19 protein-coding genes are annotated in these 24,619 nt (G+C 66.2%); 13 read left to right on the forward strand and 6 right to left on the reverse strand.

Annotation, left to right across the window (positions count from 1 at the left end; genetic code table 11):
• Positions 1–65: 65 nt before the first annotated feature.
• Positions 66–1,385, forward strand: coding sequence for a C4-dicarboxylate transporter DctA (locus tag BLQ85_RS08140; RefSeq protein ID WP_074575790.1), 1,320 nt, complete (start codon positions 66–68; stop codon positions 1,383–1,385).
• Between the two features lie 44 nt (positions 1,386–1,429).
• Positions 1,430–2,131: a GntR family transcriptional regulator gene (locus BLQ85_RS08145; protein WP_007870833.1), complete on the forward strand. Its 702-nt coding sequence runs from the start codon at positions 1,430–1,432 to the stop codon at positions 2,129–2,131.
• A gap of 7 nt (positions 2,132–2,138) precedes the next feature.
• Here the strand turns inward: BLQ85_RS08145 and BLQ85_RS08150 are convergent, their stop codons facing one another.
• Positions 2,139–3,053 carry a LysR family transcriptional regulator gene (locus BLQ85_RS08150; protein ID WP_074575791.1) on the reverse strand — a complete coding sequence of 305 codons (915 nt, stop codon included), beginning with the start codon at positions 3,051–3,053 and terminating at the stop codon, positions 2,139–2,141.
• 133 nt (positions 3,054–3,186) lie between these two features.
• Between BLQ85_RS08150 and gcl the strand changes: the two genes are divergently transcribed.
• Genes gcl through BLQ85_RS08165 form a run of 3 tightly spaced genes read left to right on the forward strand, consistent with a single transcriptional unit; the run spans position 3,187 to position 6,705 of the window.
• Positions 3,187–4,980 (forward strand): glyoxylate carboligase, encoded by a 1,794-nt coding sequence (gene gcl, locus BLQ85_RS08155; RefSeq protein ID WP_074575792.1) that lies wholly within the window; start codon positions 3,187–3,189, stop codon positions 4,978–4,980.
• A gap of 27 nt (positions 4,981–5,007) precedes the next feature.
• Positions 5,008–5,787 carry a hydroxypyruvate isomerase gene (hyi, locus tag BLQ85_RS08160; RefSeq protein WP_074575793.1) on the forward strand — a complete coding sequence of 260 codons (780 nt, stop codon included), beginning with the start codon at positions 5,008–5,010 and terminating at the stop codon, positions 5,785–5,787.
• A gap of 12 nt (positions 5,788–5,799) precedes the next feature.
• Positions 5,800–6,705 carry a 2-hydroxy-3-oxopropionate reductase gene (locus BLQ85_RS08165; RefSeq protein ID WP_175456058.1) on the forward strand — a complete coding sequence of 302 codons (906 nt, stop codon included), beginning with the start codon at positions 5,800–5,802 and terminating at the stop codon, positions 6,703–6,705.
• Positions 6,706–6,744: 39 nt separating this feature from the next.
• Here the strand turns inward: BLQ85_RS08165 and BLQ85_RS08170 are convergent, their stop codons facing one another.
• The 3 genes from BLQ85_RS08170 to BLQ85_RS08180 are packed head-to-tail and all read right to left on the reverse strand — an operon-like array spanning position 6,745 to position 9,582.
• Positions 6,745–7,617: a phosphate/phosphite/phosphonate ABC transporter substrate-binding protein gene (locus BLQ85_RS08170; protein WP_074575794.1), complete on the reverse strand. Its 873-nt coding sequence runs from the start codon at positions 7,615–7,617 to the stop codon at positions 6,745–6,747.
• Positions 7,614–8,693 carry a hypothetical protein gene (locus tag BLQ85_RS08175; protein WP_074575795.1) on the reverse strand — a complete coding sequence of 360 codons (1,080 nt, stop codon included), beginning with the start codon at positions 8,691–8,693 and terminating at the stop codon, positions 7,614–7,616. Before BLQ85_RS08175 ends, BLQ85_RS08170 begins: the two co-directional genes overlap by 4 nt.
• A 4-nt stretch (positions 8,694–8,697) precedes the next feature.
• Positions 8,698–9,582 carry a phosphate/phosphite/phosphonate ABC transporter substrate-binding protein gene (locus tag BLQ85_RS08180; RefSeq protein ID WP_074575796.1) on the reverse strand — a complete coding sequence of 295 codons (885 nt, stop codon included), beginning with the start codon at positions 9,580–9,582 and terminating at the stop codon, positions 8,698–8,700.
• Between the two features lie 726 nt (positions 9,583–10,308).
• On the opposite strand from BLQ85_RS08180, the gene BLQ85_RS08185 reads away from it, so the two are divergent.
• Genes BLQ85_RS08185 through BLQ85_RS08195 form a run of 3 tightly spaced genes read left to right on the forward strand, consistent with a single transcriptional unit; the run spans position 10,309 to position 12,907 of the window.
• Positions 10,309–11,316, forward strand: a complete 1,008-nt coding sequence (locus tag BLQ85_RS08185) for an ABC transporter substrate-binding protein (protein ID WP_254806381.1) — start codon at positions 10,309–10,311, stop codon at positions 11,314–11,316.
• A 2-nt stretch (positions 11,317–11,318) separates the two neighbouring features.
• A complete protein-coding gene (locus BLQ85_RS08190; protein WP_074575798.1) occupies positions 11,319–12,143 on the forward strand; it encodes an ABC transporter ATP-binding protein in 825 nt (274 codons plus the stop codon).
• Positions 12,140–12,907: an ABC transporter permease gene (locus tag BLQ85_RS08195; RefSeq protein WP_175456059.1), complete on the forward strand. Its 768-nt coding sequence runs from the start codon at positions 12,140–12,142 to the stop codon at positions 12,905–12,907. The genes BLQ85_RS08190 and BLQ85_RS08195 overlap by 4 nt, the downstream gene beginning before the upstream one ends.
• A gap of 702 nt (positions 12,908–13,609) precedes the next feature.
• Here the strand turns inward: BLQ85_RS08195 and cphA (BLQ85_RS08200) are convergent.
• Together cphA (BLQ85_RS08200) and cphA (BLQ85_RS08205) are read right to left on the reverse strand one after the other, a co-directional pair.
• Entirely contained in the window at positions 13,610–16,204 is a 2,595-nt protein-coding gene (cphA, locus tag BLQ85_RS08200; protein WP_074575799.1) for a cyanophycin synthetase, read from the reverse strand.
• Entirely contained in the window at positions 16,204–18,429 is a 2,226-nt protein-coding gene (gene cphA / locus BLQ85_RS08205; RefSeq protein WP_254779746.1) for a cyanophycin synthetase, read from the reverse strand. Before cphA (BLQ85_RS08205) ends, cphA (BLQ85_RS08200) begins: the two co-directional genes overlap by 1 nt.
• A 319-nt stretch (positions 18,430–18,748) precedes the next feature.
• Between cphA (BLQ85_RS08205) and BLQ85_RS08210 the strand changes: the two genes are divergently transcribed.
• The 5 genes from BLQ85_RS08210 (at position 18,749) to BLQ85_RS08230 (ending at position 24,525) form a co-directional block, all read left to right on the forward strand.
• A complete protein-coding gene (locus tag BLQ85_RS08210) occupies positions 18,749–21,100 on the forward strand; it encodes a cyanophycin metabolism-associated ABC transporter (RefSeq protein WP_074575881.1) in 2,352 nt (783 codons plus the stop codon).
• Positions 21,101–21,117: 17 nt separating this feature from the next.
• Positions 21,118–21,603, forward strand: a complete 486-nt coding sequence (locus BLQ85_RS08215) for a cyanophycin metabolism-associated DUF1854 family protein (protein WP_074575800.1) — start codon at positions 21,118–21,120, stop codon at positions 21,601–21,603.
• Positions 21,604–22,362: 759 nt separating this feature from the next.
• A complete protein-coding gene (locus BLQ85_RS08220; protein ID WP_074575801.1) occupies positions 22,363–23,193 on the forward strand; it encodes an urease accessory protein UreD in 831 nt (276 codons plus the stop codon).
• A 141-nt stretch (positions 23,194–23,334) separates the two neighbouring features.
• The gene (locus BLQ85_RS08225; protein WP_074575802.1) at positions 23,335–23,814 is read left to right on the forward strand and encodes a VOC family protein; all 480 of its coding nucleotides are present in this window, start codon (positions 23,335–23,337) and stop codon (positions 23,812–23,814) included.
• A 222-nt stretch (positions 23,815–24,036) separates the two neighbouring features.
• Positions 24,037–24,525: a hypothetical protein gene (locus BLQ85_RS08230; RefSeq protein ID WP_074575803.1), complete on the forward strand. Its 489-nt coding sequence runs from the start codon at positions 24,037–24,039 to the stop codon at positions 24,523–24,525.
• Positions 24,526–24,619: the final 94 nt, after the last annotated feature.

A 24,619-nucleotide genomic window follows, 5' to 3' on the forward strand; every position in this document is an offset into this window, starting at 1 on the left:
ATTTCTTGTATGCAAGTCTTGCCCGCAAGAACTTGCTACCCACAACGACTCTTCCGGAGACTGCCATGCCCAAGTTTTTCCGCTCACTGTTCGGCCAGGTGATCCTGGCCCTCATCGTCGGCGTGCTCGTCGGCTTTATCTGGCCGGAGACGGCCGTCAAGCTCAAACCGCTGGGCGACGGCTTTATCAAGCTGATCAAGATGCTGATTCCCCTGATCGTCTTCTGCGTTGTCGTGCACGGCATCGCGGGCGCGGGCGACCTGCGGCGCGTCGGCCGGGTCGGCGTCAAGTCGCTGATCTACTTCGAGGTGGTGACCACCATCGCCCTGGTGATAGGCCTGGTGCTGGCCTTTGTGTTCCAGCCCGGCGCCGGCATGAATGTGGACCCCAAGCTGCTGGACCCCAAGGCCATGGGCGCTTATGTCGAAAATGCCGGCAAGCTCACCGGCGGCGGCACGGTGGAGTTCCTCATGAAGCTGATCCCCACCACCGCGGTCAGCGCCTTCGTCAACGGCGATGTGCTGCAGGTGCTGTTGTTCTCGGTGCTGTTCGGCTGCGCGCTGGCCATGCTGGGCGACAGGGGCCAGAAGGTGGTCGGCCTGGTCGACGACCTGGCCCACGTGCTGTTCAAGACCATGGGCATCATCATCAAGCTCGCGCCGCTGGGCGTGCTGGGCGCCATCGCCTTCACCGTCGGCAAGTACGGCATAGGCTCACTCAAGCAGCTGGGCATGCTGGTGGTGCTGTTCTACGCCGCCGTGATCATCTTCGTGGCCGTGGTGCTCGGCACCATCATGCGGCTCTCGGGCTTCAGCCTGCTCAAGCTGCTCAAGTACCTGCGCGAGGAACTGATGGTGGTGTTCGCCACCACTTCGTCGGACAGCGTGCTGCCGCAGATCATGGCCAAGCTCAAGCGCATGGGCATACGCGACTCCACCGTCGGCCTGGTGATTCCCACGGGTTACTCCTTCAACCTCGACGCCTTCTCGATCTACATCACGCTGGCGGCCGTCTTCATCGCCCAGGCCACCAACACACCCATCTCCATGGCCGACCTGCTGACCATCCTGGCGATCTCGCTGGTCACCTCCAAGGGCGCGCACGGCGTGCCCGGCTCGGCCATCGTGGTGCTGGCCGCCACGCTGCAGGCGATTCCCGCGATCCCGGCCATAGGCCTGGTGCTGGTGTTGTCAGTCGACTGGTTCATGGGCATCGCCCGGGCCCTGGGCAACCTGATCGGCAACTGCGTGGCCACCGTGGCGGTGGCGGCCTGGGAAGGCGACATAGACCGCGAACGGGCCCATGCGGTGCTTGACGGCCGCTATGTGCCGCCGGCTGAGGACGACATGGACATTGACGTCGGCGCCGTCCCGGCCAAGGCCTGAAAATCCAGCACCCACTGAAACCCAGCCGCTACACTCGCAGCACCATGAGCAGCAGCCAGGTCCAGATCGCCCAGCAGGTCGTCGAGTCCATACTCGCGCAGAAACTCTCGCCCGGCGAACGCCTGGGCGAGCAGGAGCTGGCCGAGCTCTTCGGCGTCAGCCGCACCCTGGTGCGCGAGGCGCTGATGCAGCTGCAGGCGCGCGGCTTTGTGGAAGTGCGCACGCGCAAGGGCTGGTATGTGGTCGAGCCCTCGGTCGAGGAAGCGCGCGACGCCTTCTCGGCCCGGCGCATCATCGAAGGCGGCATTCTTCGCGAGGCCGGGCGGCCGCTGCAGTCGGTGCTGCACAGGCTGCGCGATCACATTGCCCAGGAAGAGCAGGCCATCGAAGAGGCCGACGCCGCCACCCGGGCTTTTTTGCTGGCCGACTTCCACGTCTGCCTGGCCGAATGCCTGGGCCAGCGCCTGCTGTGCGACGTGCTGCGCGACCTGACCGCGCGCACCACGCTGGCCGCGTCGCTCTACCAGTCCAAACATGACGCGGGCCAGTCCTGCGCCGAGCACGCGGCCATCGTGGCCGCGCTCGAGCAAGGCCAGCTGGAGTCGGCCCGCGAACTGATGCTCACGCACATCGGCAGCGTCGAAGCCGCGCTGGGCTCGTCGGCACCCGATACCGCGGCCGGCGGGGAGCGCCTGCGCGCGGCGCTCACGCAGCTGGCGCGGCCGCCGCTGCGCAAGGTCAGCTAAGCTCCTCTCAGGCCTTGGGCAAGGTCTCCCACCAGCGCTCACCGAAACGCCCCTGCAGGAAAGCCACAAAGGCCTGGACCTTGCCCGGCAGCAGCTTGGGCGAGGGAAACACCGCGTGGATTTCCTGCTCGGGCAAGGCATGGTCCTTGAGCACTTCCACGATATGGCCCGAGGCCAGCGAATCGCCCGCCACATAACGCGGCAGCGCCGCGATACCCAGGCCGCCGCGCGCCGCCGCCAGCACCGCCGAGAGGTTGTTCGAATGCAGGCGGCCGGTCACCGGCACCGTCACCGGCTCGCCTTTGGGGGTGAGCAGCCGCCAGACGTCGTCGCCCTGCACGCTGCTGTAGACCAGCGCGTTGTGGCCGCTGAGATCGGCCGGCTTTTTCGGTGTGCCCGCCTTCTTCAGGTAAGCCGGCGAAGCCGCCAGCACCCAGGGGTTCATGCCCAGGAAGCGCGCGCCCAGCGTGGAGTCGGCCAGCTTGCCCATGCGCACCGCCACGTCTATGCCCTGGGCCACCAGGTCGACATAACGGTCCTCAAAACTCAGGTCCAGCTGCACCTGCTTGTGCCTGGCCATGAAGTCCAGCGCCAGCGGCACGATGACGCGGCGGCCGAAGGCCACCGAAGTGCCTATGCGCAGCAGGCCCTGGGCCTGCGTCTGGCGCAGCCGCGCCATGCTGTCGGCTTCTTCCACCTCGCGCACGATGGACTTGCACTTTTCGTAGTACAGCGCGCCCGACTCGGTAAGGCTGACGCCGCGCGTATTGCGGTTGAGCAGCCGCACCTTCAGGCGCGCCTCGGTGGCCGCCACCTGCTTGGTCACCGTGGGCTGGGTGGTGGCGAATTCGCGCGCCGCTTTCGAGAAGCTGCCAGTCTCCACCACGCGCACAAACATGTGCATTGCCTGCAATCTGTCCATGCTTTCATCATAGTGAGTTATCGGTGAATCCTGGGGCCGTTTATTCCTGGATGGAATAGCTTTTATGGCGGCCCGCCGCCTTCCGCACCGCGCCGTGACTGCCTACAGTCGGCTCCATCCAAGGAGTTCAAGCATGGCAAAAATGACGGCCATCCAGGCCGCGGTCTGGGTGATGGAAAAAGAAGGCGTGACCCAGGCCTTCGGCATTCCCGGCGCGGCGATCAACCCGCTGTACGCGGCCTTGCGCAAGCAAGGGACCATCGGCCACATCCTGGCGCGCCATGTCGAAGGCGCCTCGCACATGGCCGAGGGCTACACCCGCGCCTGCCACGGCAATATCGGCGTGTGCATAGGCACCTCGGGCCCGGCCGGCACCGACATGATCACCGGCCTCTACTCGGCCCAGGCCGACTCGATTCCCATCCTCTGCATCACCGGCCAGGCACCGCGCGCGCGCCTGTACAAGGAAGACTTCCAGGCGGTGGACATCGAGTCGATCTCCAAGCCCGTGACCAAGTGGAGCGTGACGGTGCGCGAACCCGCGCAGGTACCGCGCGCCTTCCAGCAGGCCTTTCACCTGATGCGCTCCGGCCGGCCCGGGCCGGTGCTGATAGACCTGCCCTTTGACGTGCAGATGGGCGAGATCGAGTTCGACCCCGACACTTATTCACCGCTGCCGGTCTACAAACCCTGCGCCACCCGCGCCCAGGTTGAAAAAGCCCTGGCCATGCTCAATGAAGCGGCCAGGCCGCTGATCGTGGCCGGCGGCGGCGTCATCAACGCCGACGCCTCGCCGCTGCTGGTGCAACTAGCCGAAATCACCGGCGTGCCGGTCATCCCCACCCTGATGGGCTGGGGCGCGATTCCCGACAGCCACCCGCTGATGGCCGGCATGTGCGGCCTGCAGACCAGCCACCGCTACGGCAACGCCACCCTGCTGGCCTCCGACTTCGTGCTGGGCATGGGCAACCGCTGGGCAAACCGCCACACCGGCTCGGTCGAGGTCTACACCCGGGGCCGCAAGTTCGTGCACGTGGACATAGAACCCACGCAGATAGGCCGCGTCTTCGCACCCGACTACGGCATCGTCTCCGATGCCAAGCTGGCGCTCGAGCTGTTTGTGCAGGTGGCCGGCGAGATGAAGGCCGACGGCCGGCTCAAGGACCGCGGCCCATGGGCGGCCGAATGCCGGGAGCGCAAGCGCACCCTGCTGCGCAAGACCCACTTCGACAACGTGCCCATGAAACCGCAGCGCGTCTACCAGTGCATGAACAATGCCTTCGGCGACGACGCCTGTTATGTCAGCACCATAGGCCTGTCGCAGATCGCCGCCGCGCAGTTCCTGCACGTGCACAAGCCGCGCCACTGGATCAACTGCGGCCAGGCCGGCCCGCTGGGCTGGACGGTGCCGGCCGCGCTGGGCGTACGCGCCGCCGACCCCACGCGCAAGATCATCGCGCTGTCGGGCGACTACGACTTCCAGTTCATGGTCGAGGAGCTGGCCGTGGGCGCGCAGTTCAAGCTGCCCTACCTGCACATCGTGGTCAACAACTCCTACCTCGGCTTGATACGCCAGGCCCAGCGCGGCTTCGAGATGGACTACTGCGTGCAGCTGGGCTTTGACAACATCAACACGCCCGAAGAGGAAACGGCCATCAGGGGCTACGGCGTGGACCACCTCAAGGTGGCCGAGGGCCTGGGCTGCAAGGCCTTGCGTGTGCTCCGGCAGGAGGAATTCGCGCCCGCCGTGCGGCAGGCCGAGGCCTGGATGAAGGAGTTCCAGGTGCCCGTGGTCATCGAGGTGATCCTGGAGCGCGTGACCAACATCGCCATGGGCACGGAGATCGACAACATCAACGAGTTCGAGGAACTCGCCCTGAAAAAATCCGACGCGCCCACCGCCATCGACTGCGCGCTGCTTGACTGAATCCGACCCGATCGAAAGATGACCCTTATGCCGAAATTCGCCGCCAACCTGAGCATGCTGTTCACCGAGCTTCCCTTCATGGAACGCTTCGCGGCCGCCCGCGCCGCCGGCTTCGACGCCGTGGAGTACCTGTTTCCTTATGCCTATCCCAAGCAGGCGCTGGCCGCCGCGCTCAGGGACAACGGCCTCACGCAAGTGCTGCACAACCTGCCGGCCGGCGACTGGGAGGCCGGCGAGCGCGGCATCGCCTGCCACCCGGGCCGCGAGGCCGAATTCCGCGAAGGCCTGGCCCGCGCCATCGGCTATGCCGCCGCGCTGGACTGCAAGCAGCTCAACTGCCTGGCGGGCAAGCTGCCCGCGGGCGTGGCGCGGGAGGACGCCCACGCCACCCTGGTCGCCAACCTGCGCCACGCGGCCGCCGCGCTCAAGCAGGCCGGCATACGCCTGCTGATAGAGCCCATCAACCACTACGACATCCCCGGCTTCTTCCTGACCCGCACCGATGAGGCGCTGGCCATCGCCGACGAGGTCGGCTCGGACAACCTGTTTGTGCAGTACGACATCTACCATGCGCAACGCATGGAGGGCGAGCTCGCCGCCACGCTCAGCAAACACCTGGGCCGCATAGGCCACATCCAGCTGGCCGACAACCCGGGCCGCCACGAGCCCGGCACCGGCGAGATCAACTACCGCTGGCTGCTGCGCCACATCGACGCCATCGGCTACACCGGCGCCATAGGCTGCGAATACCAACCGCAAACCACCACGGCCGCGGGCCTGGGCTGGCGCAGCGCGCTCACCGCATAAAGGCAGGCCATCATGATCAAGTCAGGACTCAAACTCGGCTTCATCGGCCTGGGCATCATGGGCGCGCCCATGGCCGGCCATTTGCTCAAGGCCGGCCACATGCTGTTCGTCAATACCCGCGGCACGGTGCCCGAGGCCCTGGCGGGCGGCGGCGCCACCCTTTGCACCACGGCCCAGGGTGTGGCCGAGCGGGCCGACATCATCTTCATCATGGTGCCCGACACACCCGACGTGCAGGCCGTGCTCTTCGGCGAGCACGGCGTGGCGGCAGGCCTCAAGGCCTCGGGCCCAGGCAAGGTCGTGGTCGACTGCAGCTCCATAGACCCCATCGCCACGCGCGGCTTCGCGGAAAAAATCCAGGCCCTGGGCTGCGACTACCTGGACGCACCGGTCTCGGGCGGCGAGGTCGGCGCCAAGGCCGCCAGCCTGAGCATCATGGTCGGCGGCGAGGAGCAGGCTTTTGAGCGCATCAGGCCGCTGCTCGCGCTGATGGGCAAGAACGTCACCCGCGTCGGCAGCGCCGGCGACGGCCAGGTCTGCAAGGTCGCCAACCAGATCATCGTGGCGCTCAACATCGCCGCCGTGGGCGAAGCCCTGGTGTTCGCCTCCCGGGCCGGCGCCGACCCGGCCAGGGTGCGCGAGGCGCTGATGGGCGGCTTCGCGGCCTCGCGCATCCTTGAAGTGCACGGCGAGCGCATGATCAAGCGCACATTCGCGCCGGGTTTTCGCATCGCGCTGCACCAGAAGGACTTGAACCTCGCACTGCAGGGCGCGCGGGCACTGGGTGTAGCCTTGCCGCAGACGGCCAATGCCGCGCAGCTGATGCAGTCCTGCGCGGCGCTGGGCCATGGGCAGGCCGACCATTCAGCCCTGGTGCTGGCCCTGGAGGCCATGGCGGGGCATCCGGTCGCGCTCTGAACGCGCTCTGAACGCGCCTAGAGCCCGCGCCAATTCACCTCACTCGTGGGTGTAGTCCAGCAGGGCCAGGTATTCCTTGCGGTCGGCCTTGACCCATTGCTTGACACCTATCTCGGACAGGATGCCGGCCGACTGGCTGTTCATGGCCAGCAGCGACTCCGTCAGCTTGCTGACCATGTCGGCCGGCACGCCGGGAGCGGCCAGCACCGACCAGTTCACCACAGGCTGGGTTTCACCGATGATGCGGCCGCCGCCTTCCTGCCATTTCTTCGCCAGGGTTGGATTGACCGCGCCCACTTCGGCAAGGCCCGCCGCCACCTGGGCCGATACGGAGTCCTGGTAGCGCGTGTAGGAAATATAGGGCTCGCGCACATTCATGCGGCGGATCTCGGCGCGCGCGACTGCCACCGTGGCGGAGGACTCATCCGGCATCAGGATCTTTTTGCCGCTGAGCTGGCCGATGCTGGTGATCGGCGAATTGTTGTTCACGATAAACGCCGCCTTGTAAGGCTCAGGCCGGCGCACCAGGGGTTGGTAACCCCCATCGCGAACCAGCTTGGACAGCTGGTTGACGGATTTCCCGAAAATGATCAGCGGTTTTTGGTCCGACGATGCCTGCCGCACGAAATTCTGGATGTCGATGACAGGATCGACCACCACCTGCTTGCTGCGGATCTGCCCGCCCAGGTAATCGGCCCAGCCCCGGTAGCGCAGGGCCAGCATGGAAATGCTGAGGTCCGCCGTGACCGCCTCGTTGATCAGCAGCCGCCAGCGCTCCGCACCACCGGCCTGCTGCTGGCTCCAGCTGATCGAGGGAAAGCCCTGCCAGGCCACGGCAGCCGCGGCGGCGCCCACCACGCCGCGAAGAACCGCGCGGCGACCGGTTACGTGTGACAGCAATGCAGTATTCATTTGATCACCTTCAAAGGGTTGATAGCAGATTGCACAGTCTTCTTTGCTGCCTCGTCCTCCCATTGCCTGGCAGCGGTCAGGCTTGCCTTGAATGCCAGCGCACTCTCAAGCAGCCACTTCTTGTTGTCTTCGGAAAGGGCGTAGCTCAACCTGAACTCGTCCATGGGCATGCGGTCTTCCCGCACGGCCTTGATCAAGCGGTCCACTTCGGCCGCGGCATGCGCGGGTGTCGACAGCAGCACCAGGCGGCTCATCTTGTCGGGGTTGTTGGGCACATGGCAGTTCACGCACTGCGACTCGCGCATCTGCGTTGCCAGGTCCCGGTAGCGCTTGTCCACGCTGCCCAGGTACGGGTTTTCCGGCCGGTACAGGCCGTCGAACAGGGTCACCGCCGGCTGGGTGTGGCCTTTTTCGTCGGTCCACAGCCAGGGCCCCTGGTATTTCTCATGCTGCACCGCCACCACCGGCTGCAGCATCGGTGTGGGCGCCACGTCGGTGAACTGCGCCACCTTGATGGTGGCCGTCTCGGGGCTCATCCACAGCATCATGCTGCGGGCGTTCTCGTACATGGCCCACTTGGCCTCCTCGTGCCAGAACGGGTAGGGAAACTGGCCCGGCGGCAAGCGGTTGCGAAAGGCCGCTTCCAGCCGCACCAGGAACATCTTCTCGTCGGCCACCCATTCCACGGTATGCCGGCCGTTGAACATGAAGAGCGGCGCATACATGCCGGTCCAGGCGTCCGGCGCAAACTGCGTGAGGTTGGTCTGGCGCAGCGTGGCGTTCTCTTTTTTGTTCTGCCGGCCCCACAGCATGATGGGCGCCACATGCGCGCGCAGCTGGCTGGGGCCGAACAGGGCTTGCCGGCACTGGTTGTAGGCGCCGACGTCGCCGGCCGGCGCCAGGGGACACTGGCTCGCGAGTTCCGCGGCGATTTCCGCCGCGGCCCGCTCGATGTTGGGCGGCACGGCCCTTTTGTCCTGGGCTTGCGCGCCGCAGGAAAGCGCCAGCACGGCGGCCAGCAGCCCGGTTCGCCATGCAGACGGCGAAAGCAGCTTCGTTCGAATCAACACGTCCATTTTTTTACTCCCTCGTGTAGTCCAACAAATCCAGGTAATCCTTTCTTTCGGCTTTGGCCCAGGCCTTCACGCCCATCGATGCCATGACGGCGGTGCTTTCGGGATTGCTGGCCAGCAGCGCATCGCGCAGCTGCTGCACCATGTCCGCAGCCAGGCCGGGACCGGCAAGAATCGACCAGTTCACCACCGGCTGCGTTTCCGCCACCACGCGCCCGCCGTCTTCCACCCACTTTTTGGCGATGGTGGGGTTGACCACGCCAATCTGGCCCATTCCGGACTTGACGAACTGCGCGACTTCCTCCTGGAAGCGCACGTGCGTCACGCGGATCTGGCTGAGTTTTTGCCGCCGCAGTTCCGCCAGGGCCACCGCGCTGGTGGCCGCGAACTCGTCGGGCATGATGACCTTGGCATCGGCCGCATCCGTGAGGGTTTTGATCGGGGAATCCTTGGCGACGATGAAGGCCGCCTTGTAGGGGTCGGCGCGCCGCACCACCGGCTGGTAGCCGTTGTCGCGCACCAGCTTGGCCAGCTGGTTGACGGACTTGCCGAAGACGAACTCGGGTTTGCTGGCACCCTGAGCCACCGCCATGAAGCGCTTGATGTCGACCATGGGCTCCACCACGATGGGCCGGCCCTTGAGCTGGGCGGTGATGAAATCGGCGGCAGGCCGGTAGCGGTTGGTCAGTACAAAGGAGTTGGTGTCGCCGCCCACGGCTTCATTGATCAGAAAGCGCCAGTTGCCCCCTCCCGCCCCCGTGGCGGCCGGCTTTTTGCCGGCTGCCGCAGCCTGGGCCCAGGCACTGCCCGCTCCCCCCATCCCCCCTGTCAGGACCCCCAGGCCCAGGATAGACAACATCTGGCGGCGCAGCAGCGAAAAAGGCGTTTTCATGAAATCCCAGTCTGAACACATCGTTGTTAGATCGCTTCAGCCGCCGCCCCAAGGCTTGCTAAGGCCTGGGAGCTGACGGCCTCGCGGCTTAATCCCTCTCACACAATGGCACTCTATGGACGGGCCGCGGAAATAGTCAAAGACTGCCTGGAGGTGCTTTCCTGTCAGGACTGACAGGTAAAAGCGGGGGGAGCCCACACATGCAGGCCCGCCGGCCCCGATCAAACGTAAACAGCTGTAACGACAGCTGTCATCCCGGGCCCTTGATCGCCGCGCGGACACGCTTCTTTTTGAATCAGTCAAGGCTGCACCCCCGAGGCCGCGTAGCGGCAGCAGGACCACTGAGCGGAGAGCCGGCAAGCGCATGCGCCAAAAATATGGCAAATATGACAAGCGCAATCACCAAATTCCATTCGGTGAGAAATTACAAGCTGCGAGCATTGACAGCAGTCGAATGGCGTATCTGTTGCGCTTTAGCCAACTCGCGCCACCAGCTTGCCCAGCCCGCCTATCCGGAAGACAACAGCGGGCCCCTCGCGTCAAGCCGAAAGTTCTACTCCGCAGGCATGGCGGGCATTGTTTTTGCTGTATCGTTTTGGGGTTTGCCTTGCCGCATGGCTACATGCCTCTTCTAACAAAGCCGCCTGCTGCCCCTTCCGCCACCCCTACAAGAAGCTTTCCACCATGAAAAACCGCGCTTTTGCCCTCCCCCGCCTGGCCGGCCTGATGACCGGGGCCGTGCTTGCCCTGACGGCCCTGGGCGCGCATGCGCAGAACACGCCCATCAAATTCCAGCTTGACTGGCGTTTTGAAGGCCCTTCCGCGCTTTTCCTCACGCCGGTGGCCAAGGGTTACTTCAAGGCCAACAAGCTGGACGTCACGGTGGATGCCGGCAACGGCTCGGGCGGCGCGGTCACGCGTGTGGCTTCGGGCACTTACGACATGGGCTTTGCCGACCTGGCCTCGGTCATGGAGTTCCACGCCAACAACCCCGACGCGCCCAACAAGCCGGTGGCGGTGATGATGGTCTACAACAACACGCCGGCCTCGGTCATGGCGCTCAAGAAATCGGGCATCAAGACGCCGGCCGACCTCAACGGCAAAAAAATGGGCGCACCGGTGTTCGACGCCGGCCGCCGCGCCTTCCCGGTGTTTGCCAAGGCCAACAAGGTCACCGGCTTCCAGTGGGTCACCATGGACCCGCCGCTGCGCGAAACCATGCTGGCGCGCGGCGAGGTGGACGCCATCACCGGCTTTACCTTCACCTCGCTGCTCAACCTCGAGGCGCGCGGCGTCAAGCCCGAGGACGTGGTAGTCCTGCCCTATGCCGACTTCGGCGTGAAGCACTACGGCAATGTGGTGATCGCCTCGCCCAAACTCATCAAGGAGCATCCGGAGGCCGTCAAGGCTTTCCTGCAGGCCTTCACCAGGGGCGTGAAAGACGTGGTGGCCGATCCGGCCGCCGCGATTGAATTCGTCAAGGCGCGCGACGGCATCATCAACGTGCCGCTGGAAGTGCGCCGCCTGCGCCTGGCCATAGACACCGTGGTCAACAGCCCCGACGCGCGCGCCGAAGGCTTCGGCCAGGTGAAAGCCCCGCGCCTCACGCTGATGGCCTCGCAAGTGTCCGATGCCTTCGGCACCAAGACCCGTGTCGACCCTGCGCTGGTGTGGAACGGCAGCTTCCTGCCGACGGCGGCCGAACTCAATGTATTGCCAGTGCCCAAGAAATAAGCATGTCCCTGGCCACAGCCGACTCCCATCACTTCGTTGATTTCCGCGACGTCTGGCTTGCGTATAACGACGAGCTGCTCGCACGCAAACAATTTTCCGTTGAGGCCATAGACCTGCAGGTGCGGCAGGGCGAGTTCATCGCCATCGTCGGTCCCTCGGGCTGCGGCAAGTCCACCTTCATGAAGCTGGCCACGGGCCTGAAGATGCCTTCCTCCGGCCGCATCCTGATCGACGGCCGGCCCGTGACCGGGCCGCTGAAAATTTCAGGCATGGCCTTCCAGGCGCCCTCGCTGCTGCCCTGGCGCACCACGGTCGGCAATGTGCTGCTGCCGCTGGAGATCGTCGAGCCCTACCGCAGCCAGTTCAAGGCCAGGCGCAAGGAGTTCGAGGAACGCGCGCGCCGCCTGCTGCAAAAGGTCGGCCTCGCCGGTTATGAAGACAAATTTCCCTGGCAGCTCTCGGGCGGCATGCAGCAGCGCGCCAGCATTTGCCGCGCGCTGATCCACGAACCCAAGATGCTGCTGCTCGACGAGCCCTTCGGCGCGCTGGACGCCTTCACGCGCGAGGAACTCTGGTGCATCTTGCGCGACCTCTGGACCGAGCAGCGCTTTAACGTGATCCTGGTCACGCATGATTTGCGCGAATCGGTGTTCCTGGCCGACACGGTGTATGTGATGAGCAAAAGCCCGGGCCGCTTTGTGGTGCGGCGCGAAATCGACCTGCCGCGCCCGCGCGACCTCGAAGTCACTTACACCAGCGAATTCAGCGACATCGTGCACGAGTTGCGCGGCCACATAGGCGCGGTGCGCGGCGGGGTTGCGCCATGACCGTGAACAACAAACAGCTGGAACGCTGGGCGCCTTGGGCGCTGCTGGCGGCCGTGGTCTTGCTGTGGCAGCTGGTGTGCAGCGCCTTCACCGTGCCCGAATTCATTTTTCCCGCGCCGCTGGCGATTGCCCAGGCCATGGCCGAGTTCGCCACGCCGATCGCCGAAGCCGCCTGGAAAACCTTCTGGGTCACCCTGGTCGGTTTCGGCCTGTCCATCATCGTCGGCGTGCTGCTGGGCTTTTTAGTCGGCTCCTCGCGCCTCGCCTATGCGGCGGTGTACCCGCTGCTGGTGGCCTTTAACGCCGTGCCCAAGGCCGCGATTGTCCCCATCCTGATTGTCTGGTTCGGCATAGGCATAGGCCCCGGCATCCTCACCGCCTTCCTGATTTCGTTCTTTCCCATCACCGTCAACATGGCCACGGGCCTGGCCACACTGGAGCCTGAACTTGAAGACGTGCTGCGCGTGCTGGGCGCCAAACGCTGGGACGTACTCGTCAAGGTCGGCCTGCCGCGCTCCATGCCCTACTTTTTTGCCTCGCTCAAGGTCTCCATCACGCTGGCTTTTGTCGGTACCGTGCTGGCCGAGATGACGGCCGGCGACTCGGGCATTGGCTACCTCATGCAGAGTGCCGGTTCGCAGCAACGGCTGGCGCTGGCTTTTGCCGGCTTGGTGGTGATTGGGGCGATGGCGATGGCGATGTATGAGTTGTTCAGTTATGTTGAGAAACATACAACCGGGTGGGCTCATCGGGGTTCTCATTAACGCCCGGTCTTGTCTGGGCAATGCGCTCTTTGCATAGGCTTGCTGGCCGGGGGTGGCCCGGCGGCCAGTAACTTTCTTTTGCTTCGCCAAAAGAAAGTCACCAAAGAAAAGGCGACCCGCAGTCTGGGTCCCTCCGCTGCGCTACGGGCAACCTGCGGTGCTCGAGCCAAGCGGGGTCTGGCTAAACTCGCTACGCTGCGCTTCGCTCAAACAACGCCAGCCCTGATCCGCTTGTCTCTGCGCTCCTCGGCCCAGCCAGGACGGGGCAATCGGGATCGGGGACAGAAAACCAAGAAGACAAATACAGACAAGGACACGCCATGGCGTGTCCTTGTTTCTTCAGGTATTCGGTATTTTTCTCCCACCCCCTTGTGTATGCGCCGAGGAGCGGAGGTTCAGGCGGATAAGGGATCGCGTTGTCTGAGCGAAGCGAGTTTAGCGAGACCCCGCCTGAACCGAGCACCGCAGGTTGCCCGCAGCGAAGCGGAGGGACGCAGACACCAGGGTCGCCTTTTCTTTTGCTTACTTTTGGTGTTTGCGTAACTTCGCTGCGCGAAGTGAGCAAACCCCGCGCGCATAGCGCGCCTTTTGGCGAACAAAAGAAAACCCGCTTTGCGGGTTTCGATAAAAGTGAGTAGCTGCCGGGCTACCCCCGGCCAACAACACTCAGAGATGGGCACACTGTCGGAGCAAGACCCGACTTCAATGCGCCACTTTCTCCTTCGAGTCCCTGACCCGAGCAGCCAAATGCTCAAGCGCCTCCTGCACTTGATCTACCAGCACCAGGCACAAATCCCCAGGCGACAGCCGCTCGAGCGCGGTGTCGATCGCCAGGAACTCACCGCGTATCTCGTCGATGCGCCGGGTGCGGGCCGCACCTTCCAGTCCTTGGCGCAGCAGGGCCATGACCTCGCCGTCGGCGCGGCCGCGCTGGGCGGCGTCCTGGTAGAGGATGACGTCGTCAAACGCGCTGCCCAGGATGATGGTCTGGTCGCGGATGTCGCTGTCGCGGCGGTCGCCGGCGCCGCTGATGACGACGCTGCGGCGCTGGCCCGGCGTGGCGGGCATGGCGTCGACGGCGGCGACCAGGGCGCGCATGGCGTCCGGGTTGTGGCCGTAGTCGGCGATCACGGTGGCGCCCTTGTAGTCCATGACGTTAAAGCGGCCGGGGGCGTTGTGCGCGTCGTTGACGAAGCTGGCCAGGCCGCGCTTGATGGTGTCCCAGTTCAGGCCCGCGCCCCAGGCGGCGGCGACGGCCGCCATGACGTTCTCGACCTGGAAGCTGATGCTGCCGCCGCGCGTGACGGGCACGCCCTGCAGCGGGATGCGCTCGACCCAGGCGCCTTCGGCGGCCACCAGCATGGGGCCGTCGATGTAGACGGTGCGTTTGCCCTGGGCCCGGTGCGTGGCCATGAGCGGGTGGTGGCGGTCGGCCGCGAAGAAGATGATCTTGCCGGGGCAGGTGGCGGCCATGTCGGCGACGATGGGGTCGGCGGCATTGAGCACGGCGTAGCCGGTGTTCGCGACGTTCTGCACGATCACGCGCTTGAGCACGGCCAGGTCTTCGACGGTGGTGATGTAGTTCAGGCCCAGATGGTCGCCGCTGCCGATGTTGGTGACGACGGCGACCTGGCAGCGGTCAAAGCCCAGGCCTTCGCGCAGCACGCCGCCGCGCGCGATCTCGAACACCGCCGCGTCGACGTCGGGGTGCATGAGCACATTGCGCGCGCTCTTGGGGCCGCTGCAGTCGCCGCTGTCGGTCTGCCGGCCGTTGATGTAGACGCCGTCGGTGTTGGTCATGCCGGTGCGCAGCCCCTCGGCGGCCATCAGGTGGGCGATCAGGCGCGTGGTGGTGGTCTTGCCGTTGGTGCCGGTCACGGCGATGACCGGGATGCGGCCGTTGTCCCCGGAGGGGAACAGCTCGTCGACCATGGCCACGCCGACGGCGCGGCCCTTGCCGTAGGAGGGCGACAGGTGCATGCGCAGGCCGGGCGCGGCGTTGACTTCCACGACGCCGCCGTTTTGCGATTCCAGCGGGCGCAGCATGCTTTCGCAGACCACGTCGACGCCGCAGATGTGCAGGCCCACCATTTGCGCGGCGGCCACGGCGCGCGCGGCGACCGAGGGGTGCACGTCGTCGGTCACGTCAGTGGCCGTGCCGCCGGTGCTGAGGTTGGCGTTGTTGCGCAGGATGACGCGCCTGCCCTTGGCGGGAATCGATTCGGGCGTGAGCTCCTGCACTTCCAGGCGCGCGACGGCGATGTCGTCAAAGCGGATCTTGGTCAGCGAGGTGGCGTGGCCCTCGCCGCGCCGCGGGTCCTGGTTGACGATGTCGACGAGTTCGCGCACGGTGTGCAGGCCGTCGCCCACCACCTGCGGCGGCTCGCGCCGCGAGGCGGCGACCAGCTTGTTGCCGACCACCAGCAGGCGGAAGTCGCTGCCGGGCAAAAATTTCTCCACCATGACCTCGCCGTGCTCGGCGGCGGCCTTGTAGGCGACCTCCAGGTGCTCGCGCGTGGTGATGTTGACGGTCACGCCCTTGCCTTGATTGCCGTCCTGCGGCTTGACGACCACCGGCAGGCCGACCTGCCGGGCCGCGGCCCAGGCGTCATCGACGTCGGTGACGGGGCGGCCCAGCGGCACGGGCACGCCGGCGGCGCGCAGCAGCTTTTTGGTGAGGTCCTTGTCCTGGGCGATGGATTCGGCCACCGCGCTGGTGGAATCAACTTCGGCGGCCTGGATGCGGCGCTGCTTGGCGCCCCAGCCGAACTGCACCATGCTGCCCTTGGTGAGGCGGCGGTACGGAATGCCGCGCGCGACGGCGGCGTCGACGATCGCGCCGGTGCTGGGGCCCAGGCGCTCGTCTTCGTCAAGGTCGCGCAGTTGGGCAATCGCGGCCTCGAGGTCGAAGGCGGTATCGCGCAGGGCCGCGTGGATCAGGGCCTGGGCCAGCTCAACGGCCAGGCGGCCCACGGCTTCCTCGCTGTATTCGACGACGACCTGGTAGGTGCCGGCTTCAACCGTGGCGGCCGTGTGGCTGAAGGTGATGGGGCAGCCGGCGGCGGTCTGCAGCGCCAGCGCGGCGGCCTCCAGCACATGGGCCAGCGAGACGGGGCCGGCGTGGCCGGTCTGGCGCAGCGCGCCCATGCCGGGAAACAGCGCGCGCACGCGCGGCTCGAAGCCGGCCAGGCCGGAGATGTTGCATTCAACGGCGCTGCAGGCCACGATGGCTTCGAGCGCGGTGTGGCGGCTCCAGAGGTTGGGGCCGCGCAGGGCGCGGATGCGGGACACTTCCATTATTCGGCACTCCCGGCGGTTTTAGGGGTGGTTTCAAAGGCTTCCATGCCGGCGCCTATCAGGTTGAGCGGAATGCCGAGGGCCCAGGCGGCGCCCACGGCCGCCAGCAGGGCGTCTTCGGTCAGGCCGCGGCGTTCGCGCCAGGCGCCCAGCTTGCCCAGGCCGGGCAAAAAGGCCTCGCTGGCGCCGGTGGCCAGCACCACCTGGTCCTGCCGCACATAGAGGGCGCGGCCGCCCTGGGCGCAATGCGAGGCGATGGCCGCGGCCTTGGGGTCGGTGCTGTAGAAGATCACTTCGCCGTCACAAAGCTCGGCCATCTCGGCGATGCGCGGGTCGCCGGCGTTGAGCACGGCGGCGCCGCTGGGCAGCACCACGTCGACCTGCGAGCGCATGACCTTGAACATCTGCTCGTCTTCGGTGATGTCGAATTCGGCCAGGCCCTGGGCGCCGCCCAGGTCGGTGACCACGCCGACCTGGCATTTGTCGTAGGGCAGGCCGGTGCGCAAAATCGTGTCGGCGCCGTTTTCAAACACGGCGGCCTGCACCGCGCGGTTGATCAAGAGGCGCTGCCCGGCCTCCCAGTTGGCGCAGTCGGAGGCGTCCACGCAGCGCTGGTCCAGGAAGAGGCCGGCCTGGCAGGCCAGGCCGGTGTGCCGGCCCGACAGGTGCAGCAGCCAGGCCACCAGCCGCGCGACGCGGTAGTTGCCGGCGGAGCCGGCGATGCCGACGATGGGGATGCGGCCGTCGTTGGGGTTGTCGCCGTCGGACGAATGCGGGAACAGGTGGTCGCAGATGGCGCGGCCCACCGGGCGCGGCGCGCCTTCGGCGGGCTTGAGGTGCATCAACAGGCCCGGGCCGGCGTTGACTTCGACAATCGCGCCGCCCTGCTCGTGCAGCGGGCGCGAGATGTCCTGCGCGACCACGTCGACGCCGGCGATGTCCAGGCCGACCACGCGCGCGGCCAGCGAGACGATGTGGTCGACCTCGGGGTGGACGGCGTCGGTGCAGTCCAGCGCCACATTGCCGTTGCGCTGTATCAGCACCTCGCGGCCGGCGGCGGGCACGGCGTCGGGCGCCAGGCCCTGGCGCTGCAGGTCGAGGATGACGGCGCCGTCTTCGGCGGTGTTGATGCGGCCCAGCGGGAAGTCCTCACCCACGCCGCGGCGCGGGTCGGTGTTGAGCTGGGCGTCGACGAGCTGCGACACCGTGGAGCTGCCGTCGCCGGTCACCCACGCGGCTTCACCGCGCGCGGCGGCGACGACGCGGCCGCCGACCACCAGCAGGCGGTGCTCATGGCCGCGCACAAAGCGCTCGACCATGACTTCGCTGCCGTGGCGGGCGGCCACCGCGAAGGCGGCCTCGACGTCGGCGCGTGTTTTAAGGTCCAGCGCCACGCCGCGGCCGTGGTTGCCGTCGGAGGGCTTGACGACCACCGGCAGGCCGATGTCCTCGGCCGCTTCCCAGGCCTCTTCGGCCGTGGCGACGATCTCGCCCTCGGGCACGGGCACGCCGCAGGTGGCCAGCAGGCTTTTGGTGAGGTCCTTGTCGTGGGCGATGCCTTCGGCGATGGCGCTGGTGAGGTCGGTTTCGGCCGTCCAGATGCGGCGCTGGCTGGCGCCGTAGCCCAGTTGCACCAGGTTGCCCTCGTTCAGGCGGATGTGGGGGATGCGGCGGTCGGTGGCGGCGGCCACGATGGAGGCGGTGCTGGGGCCGAGGTAGCAGTCGTCGACCTTGGCGCGTATCGCATCGACGGCGGCCCGCACCTCGGCGGGGCCGTAGGGCGTGGCGTTGATGGCGGCCATCAACAGGCGGTGGCCCTCGGCCAGCGCGGTGCGGGCGACCTGCTCGTCGCGCGCGCGGAACACCATGCGGTAGACGCCGCGCTGCGAGGTGCTGCGCGTCTGGCCGAAGCCGGTGGGCATGTCGGCCAGGTTGAGCAGCTCGATCACCACATGCTCCAGCACATGGCCGGACCAGGTGCCTTCCAGCAGGCGCTGGATGAAGCCGCCGCGCTCGCCCACGCCGCAGTGGTGTTCGACCAGGGCCGGCAGCAGCGCGACCAGGCGGTCGTTGAAGCCGGGCAGCTCGTTGGACGGGAAGTCCTCGAGCTTGCCGAGGTCCAGCCAGACCTCAAGCACGGCCCGGTAAGTCCAGATGTTGGGGCCGCGCAGGTAATTGATGCGCAGCAGCTTGATGTCGTCCTGAGGGCTCATGGTTCGCAGCATGGTCGGCCAGGCAGGGCGGCCGCACCCGTCGGTGCAAGGCGGCGGTCCTGGCCGATGAATTTCAGTGTGAGGCCGGTGAAGGCCCCTGTGGATCCCTGTATGTCTCGTTATGTGCGTTGTGTCTTTGTTCTTGTCGCGAACGAGCCTGGCTGGGGTGGGGCCGGCAGCCGGTTTCGCCATTTTCGGGGATTGAGGGTCAAATTTGTCGTTCCAGGCCGCATTCGGCGAAAATCCCCTGTTCGGGTTCCCCACGCGCGAAGACAAAACCTGCGAAAACCCAGCCGCGCCAGATGCGGGACGCCAAGAATTCACCAACACAATGCAACACAAACACCCGGCAGACGACTCCAGCCTTACCGACCCCGCCTTGGCGGGGCTTCGCTCACAACTTGCAACCCAGGAAAACGTTCTGTGTACGCTTACGGTTGACCTGGACAGCCAACTTCGTTTCGCCACCGGCCTGCTGGCCCTGACGGATCGCCGCCTGCTGGCCCGCGGCCCCGGCGGTCCGGACGCTGAATGGGCGTCCTGGCCCACGGTGGACGCGGCCGGCAAGGGCCTGGCGGGCCTCTCGCTGCGCCATTTCGACCATGCCGGCGTGGGCACGCTGGAGCTGCACCAGGGCGGCACCCGCCTGGCCGGCTGGCGTTTTACCCTGGGCGCCAATGTGCAGGCGCTGCGCCTGGTGCGGCTGTTCGTCCAGCAGCAGGCCGCCCAGGGCCTGGCCGAGGCGCCCCCGGCCGACGAGGCGGCGCTGTGCCCCGAATGCGACCTGCCGCTGCCGCCCGACAGCGAGGAATGCCCGGCCTGTGCCCGCGAGCTGCACACGCCGCCCTCCACCTGGGTGCTGCTGCGCCTCTGGCGCTTTGCCCACCCCTACCGCCACCAGCTGCTGGCCGGGTTTCTACTGACGCTGGCCTCCACGGCCGCCACGCTGGTGCCGCCCTACCTGACCATCCCGCTGATGGACGACGTGCTGATCCCCTTCCAGAACGGCCAGCAGATCGAGCCCTGGAAGGTCGGCGCCCTGCTGGGCGGCCTGCTGGGCGCGGCGCTGCTGGGCTGGGCGCTGAACTGGGCGCGCACCTATTTGCTGGCCCTGGTGTCCGAGCGCATAGGCGCCGACCTGCGCACCGCCACCTTCGACCACCTGCTGGAGCTCTCGCTGGACTACTTCGGCGGCAAGCGCACCGGCGACCTGATGTCGCGCATAGGCTCGGAAACCGACCGCATCTGCGTGTTCCTGTCGCTGCACGCGCTGGATTTCGCGACCGACGTGCTGATGATCGTGATGACCGCGGTCATCCTGTTTTCCATCAACCCCTGGCTGGCGGTGGTGACCCTGCTGCCGCTGCCCTTCATAGGCTGGATGATCCACGTGGTGCGCGACAAGCTGCGCACCGGCTTTGAAAAGATAGACCGCGTCTGGTCGGACGTCACCAATGTGCTGGCCGACACGATTCCCGGTATCCGCGTGGTCAAGGCCTTCGCCCAGGAAAAGCGCGAAGCCCAGCGCTTTCGCGAGGTCAACCAGCACAACCTGGCCGTCAACGACAAGCTCAACAAGACCTGGTCGCTGTTCACGCCCACGGTCTCGCTGCTGACCGAAGTGGGCCTGCTGGTGGTGTGGGCATTCGGCATCTGGCTGGTGTCCCGGCAACAGATCACGGTCGGTGTGCTGACGGCGTTTATCGCCTACATAGGCCGCTTTTACGGCCGGCTCGACTCCATGAGCCGCATCGTCTCGGTCACACAAAAGGCCGCGGCCGGCGCCAAGCGCATCTTTGACATCCTGGACCATGTCTCCAACGTGCCCGAAACCGCCAACCCGGTGAAGACCGGCGTGCTCGAGGGCCGCATCGACATGAAGAACCTGGGCTTTCGCTACGGCAACCGCTCGGTGATCCGCGGCCTGGACCTGCAGATACGGCCCGGCGAGATGATAGGCCTGGTGGGCCACAGCGGCTCCGGCAAAAGCACGCTGGTCAACCTGATCTGCCGCTTTTACGACGTGAGCGACGGCACCATCCAGGTGGACGGCACCGACATACGCCGCTTCGGCGTGGCCGACTACCGCCGCCACATCGGCCTGGTGCTGCAGGAGCCCTTCCTCTTCTTCGGCACGATTGCCGAGAACATCGCCTACGGCAAGCCCGGTGCCACGCGCGCCGAGATCGTCGCGGCCGCGCGCGCCGCCCATGCGCATGAATTCATCCTGCGCCTGCCGCAGGGCTATGACTCTCTGGTGGGCGAGCGCGGCCAGGGCCTGTCGGGCGGCGAGCGCCAGCGCATCTCGATTGCGCGCGCGCTGCTGATAGACCCGCGCATCCTGATCCTCGACGAGGCGACGTCCTCGGTCGACACCGAGACCGAAAAAGAAATCCAGCGCGCGCTCGACAACCTGGTGCAGGGCCGCACCACGATCGCGATTGCCCACCGCTTGTCGACGCTGCGCAAGGCCGACCGCCTGGTGGTGATGGATCGCGGCCAGGTAGTCGAGGTCGGCCCGCACGACGAACTCATGGCCAAGCAGGGCGCCTACTGGCGGCTGTATGAAGCCCAGGCGCGCCAGGTCGACAACGAAGAGGGCGGCCTGGAAGCCGAAGAGCGCCGCATCGCCGTGGCCACCTCGCAGATCGCCCATGCCGCCCAGCACGTCGGCAACGCATAAGCCCGGGACCGCTATTTATGACTGATTCCACTTCCATCTCCGCTTCTTTCCAGCTGGCGCGCGATGCCTCGGGCCGCCTGGTGTTCACCGACGCCACCGGCCAGGCACATGCCGGCGTGGTACCGGTGCGCGCCTTCCCGATTGCCGCGCCCGACGAAGGCATCTCGCTGGTCAGCACCGAAGGCCATGAAGTCGCCTGGATAGAACAGCTGCAGGCCGCTACGCCGGCCGTGCGCGCGCTGCTGCAGGAGGAACTCGCGCTGCGCGACTTTGTGCCCGAAGTCACGCGGCTTAAAAGCGTCTCCAGCTTCGGCACGCCCAGCGTCTGGACGGTCGAGACCGACCGGGGGGAGACTTCTTTTATCCTCCGCGGCGAGGAGGATATACGTCGCCTCGGGCGGGTTGGGCTCTTGATTGCCGGGAGTCAGGGAGTGCAGTACAGTGTGCGCGACATGACGGCTTTGGATCGCGCGTCACGTCGGCTGCTGGAGAGGTTTCTTTAGCCGGGTCTTGCTCCGGCGAGCGCGCCCTCCCCCTTCTCTCCTTCTCCTCTCTTCGTCTTTCTGCTTTCTCTGCTGAGGTTTGCTGGCCGGGGGTAGCCCGGCAGCTACTCACTTTTCTTTTGCTTCGCCAAAAGAAAAGTAAGCAAAAGAAAAGGCGACCCGCAGTCTGGGTCCCTCCGCTGCGCTACGGGCAACCTGCGCTGCTCGACTGCGGAGGGGGTCTGGCTAAACTCGCTACGCTGCGCTTCGCTCAGACAACGCCAGCCCTTATCCCTCCTCCGTCTGCGCTGCTCGGCCCAGCCAGGACGGGGCAATCGGGAGCGGGGACAGAAGACAAATACCAAAGAAAAATCAATACAAACAAGGACACGCCGTGGCGTGTCCTTATGGTTTTTTGTATTGGTATTTTTCTCCCACCCCCTTGTGTATGCGCCGAGGAGCGCAGGTTCAGGCGGATCAGGGATCGCGATTGTCTGAGCGAAGCGCAGCGTAGCGAGTTCGAGCGAGACCCCGCCTGGACCGAGCACCGCAGGTTGCCCGTAGCGAAGCGGAGGGACGCAGACACCAGGGTCGCCTTTCTTTTGCTTACTTTTCTTTGGCGAAGCAAAGAAAAGTGAGTTGCCGCCGGGCAACCCCGGCCAACCGCCCTCAGCAAGAGAACCGAGGAGATAAGAGAACACAAAGCGCACCCGCCGGAGCAAGACCGGCCAACCTCTTCAACGGGGGAAACGGGGGCAAGCCCCAGTTAAACTCCACCCCATGACCTGGACCGCGACCCTCGCACTCGACTACACCCACCAGGCCGGCAAAACCCTTGCCCATTTCCGCCACAGCGGGCCGCTGCGCATCCTGCAAAGCCTGTACCCTGAAGGCGACACCATCTGCCACAACGTCATCGTGCACCCGCCCGGCGGCCTGGTCGGTGGCGACACGCTGGAGCTGGCCTTCAGCGCTGCGCCGGGCGCGCATGGCCTGATCACCACGCCGGGTGCCACGCGCTTTTACCGCTCCACCGGCGAGCCCGCGCTGCAAAACACCACCCTCACGCTCGAGGCCGGCGCGCGCATGGAATGGCTGCCGCTGGAGGCCATCTGCTACAGCGGCTGCCTGGCCGAGAACCGGCTCACGATGGCGCTGGCGCCCGGCGCCGAGCTGATGGGCTGGGACGTCACCGCGCTGGGCCTGCCGGCCGCCGGCCAGCCCTTTGAGGGCGGCAGCTTTCGCCAGCACATCGAAGTGCCCGGTGTCTGGCTGGAGCGCGCCCGCCTGGACGCCAACGACAAGCTGCTGATGGACAGCCCCGTGGGCCTGGCCGGCCGGCGCTGCATGGCTTCGCTGTTTTTTGTGGCGGGCAACAAGCTGGAACGCGCCCGCCGAGAACGCGCGCTGGACTGTGCGCGCGAAATCCTGCAGGCCCACTCGCTGGCCTCCTGCGCCGGCGCCACCAGCCCTGACGCGCAGGTCGTCGTGCTGCGCGTGCTCTCGCCCGTGGTCGAGCCCGCCATGGCCTTGCTCAGGCAGGTCTGGCAGGCCTGGCGCAAGGAGCTGTGGCAGCTCGCGCCGTCCACGCCACGCATCTGGTCCATGTAAAACGCCGTGCTGCGCATGGCGGCATAGGCGCGCACCTACAAGCGCATCAGCCCCCTCCGGCAGGCCGGGGCCTGGTAATGGCTACGATGAGGCCTGTCATTGCAAGCTTCGCTTCACCACCCATGTCTTAGGAGACACGCCATGATCCCCAAGAACACGCTTTGCCTGTGGTACGACGGCGCCGCGCTGGAGGCCGCGACCTTTTATGCCAAAACCTTCCCCGACAGCAAAGTCGGCGCCATCATGCGCGCGCCGGGCGACTATCCCGACGGCAAGCAGGGCGACATCCTGACGGTCGAGTTCACCGTCGCGGGCATCCCCTGCATGGGGCTTAACGGCGGCCCGCTTTTTAAACACAGCGAAGCCTTCTCCTTTGTCATCGCGACCGAGGACCAGGCCGAGACCGACCGCCTGTGGAACGCGGTCGTCGGCAACGGCGGCCAGGAAAGCGAGTGCGGCTGGTGCAAGGACCGCTGGGGCCTGTCATGGCAGATCACCCCGCGCGTGCTGCTCGAAACGGTCTCAGGCCCCGACCGCGCGGCGGCCAAGCGCGCCTTCGACGCGATGATGACCATGAAAAAAATCGACGTCGCCGCGATAGAGGCGGCACGCCGGGGCTGAAGCGGGCGGGGACGGCCGGCACGCCGCGTTCCCGGTGAACATCGCCGTCTGTATGTGAATCCAGTGTTCTGGCGGGCTTGCCGGGCCCATGAAAGACCCGTCCTACATGGGAACAGGCGTAGCGCACGGGCGGCCCGCAGCTTTTCCTTTCAAGCCGCGCCGCGGCATCGGCCCAGACTGCCTTCATCGACATCCGTCGAGTTCGAAGAAGGAGTTTTGACCATGACCGCATCCCCGTATTTCCGCCTTGCCCAAGGCGCAGCGGCCTTCGGCGTAGCCGCCCTGCTCTCGCTGGGCGCCTCGGCACAAATCGCCTCCGGCACCACCGGTATCGACGCTTCCGGCGATGCACGCAGCGAGATGAACGCCTGCCTGACCGGCCGCACACAGCAGGACCGTGAAACCTGCATGACCGAGGTTCGCAATGCCAACGCCGCCAAACGCGCCGGCAAGGTCGACAACGCCAGCACCAACTTCCAGGCCAATGCCCTGAAACGCTGCGACATCTTCAAGGGCGAGGATCTGGTCGCCTGCCAGGCCCGCATCGTGGGTTACGGCAAGACCGAAGGCAGCGTCGCCGGCGGCGGCGCGATACGCCAGGTGGAAACCGTGGTCGTTCCGGCCAACGCCACCAATGTGCGCGTACAGCCGCAGACCTCGTCCGACAACATTGTGGTGATCCCGGCGCCCGCCGCCGTGCCATCGCAATAACAGTTGCCACTCGCTCCGCCGCGGTTTGATGAAAACCCCGGATGAAGCAGAAGCAAAGGTGGGCCGCTTGCGGCCCACTTCTTTTTTCATGACA

The sequence above is a fragment of the Polaromonas sp. JS666 genome (genome assembly GCF_900103405.1).
GTDB lineage: Bacteria > Pseudomonadota > Gammaproteobacteria > Burkholderiales > Burkholderiaceae_C > Polaromonas.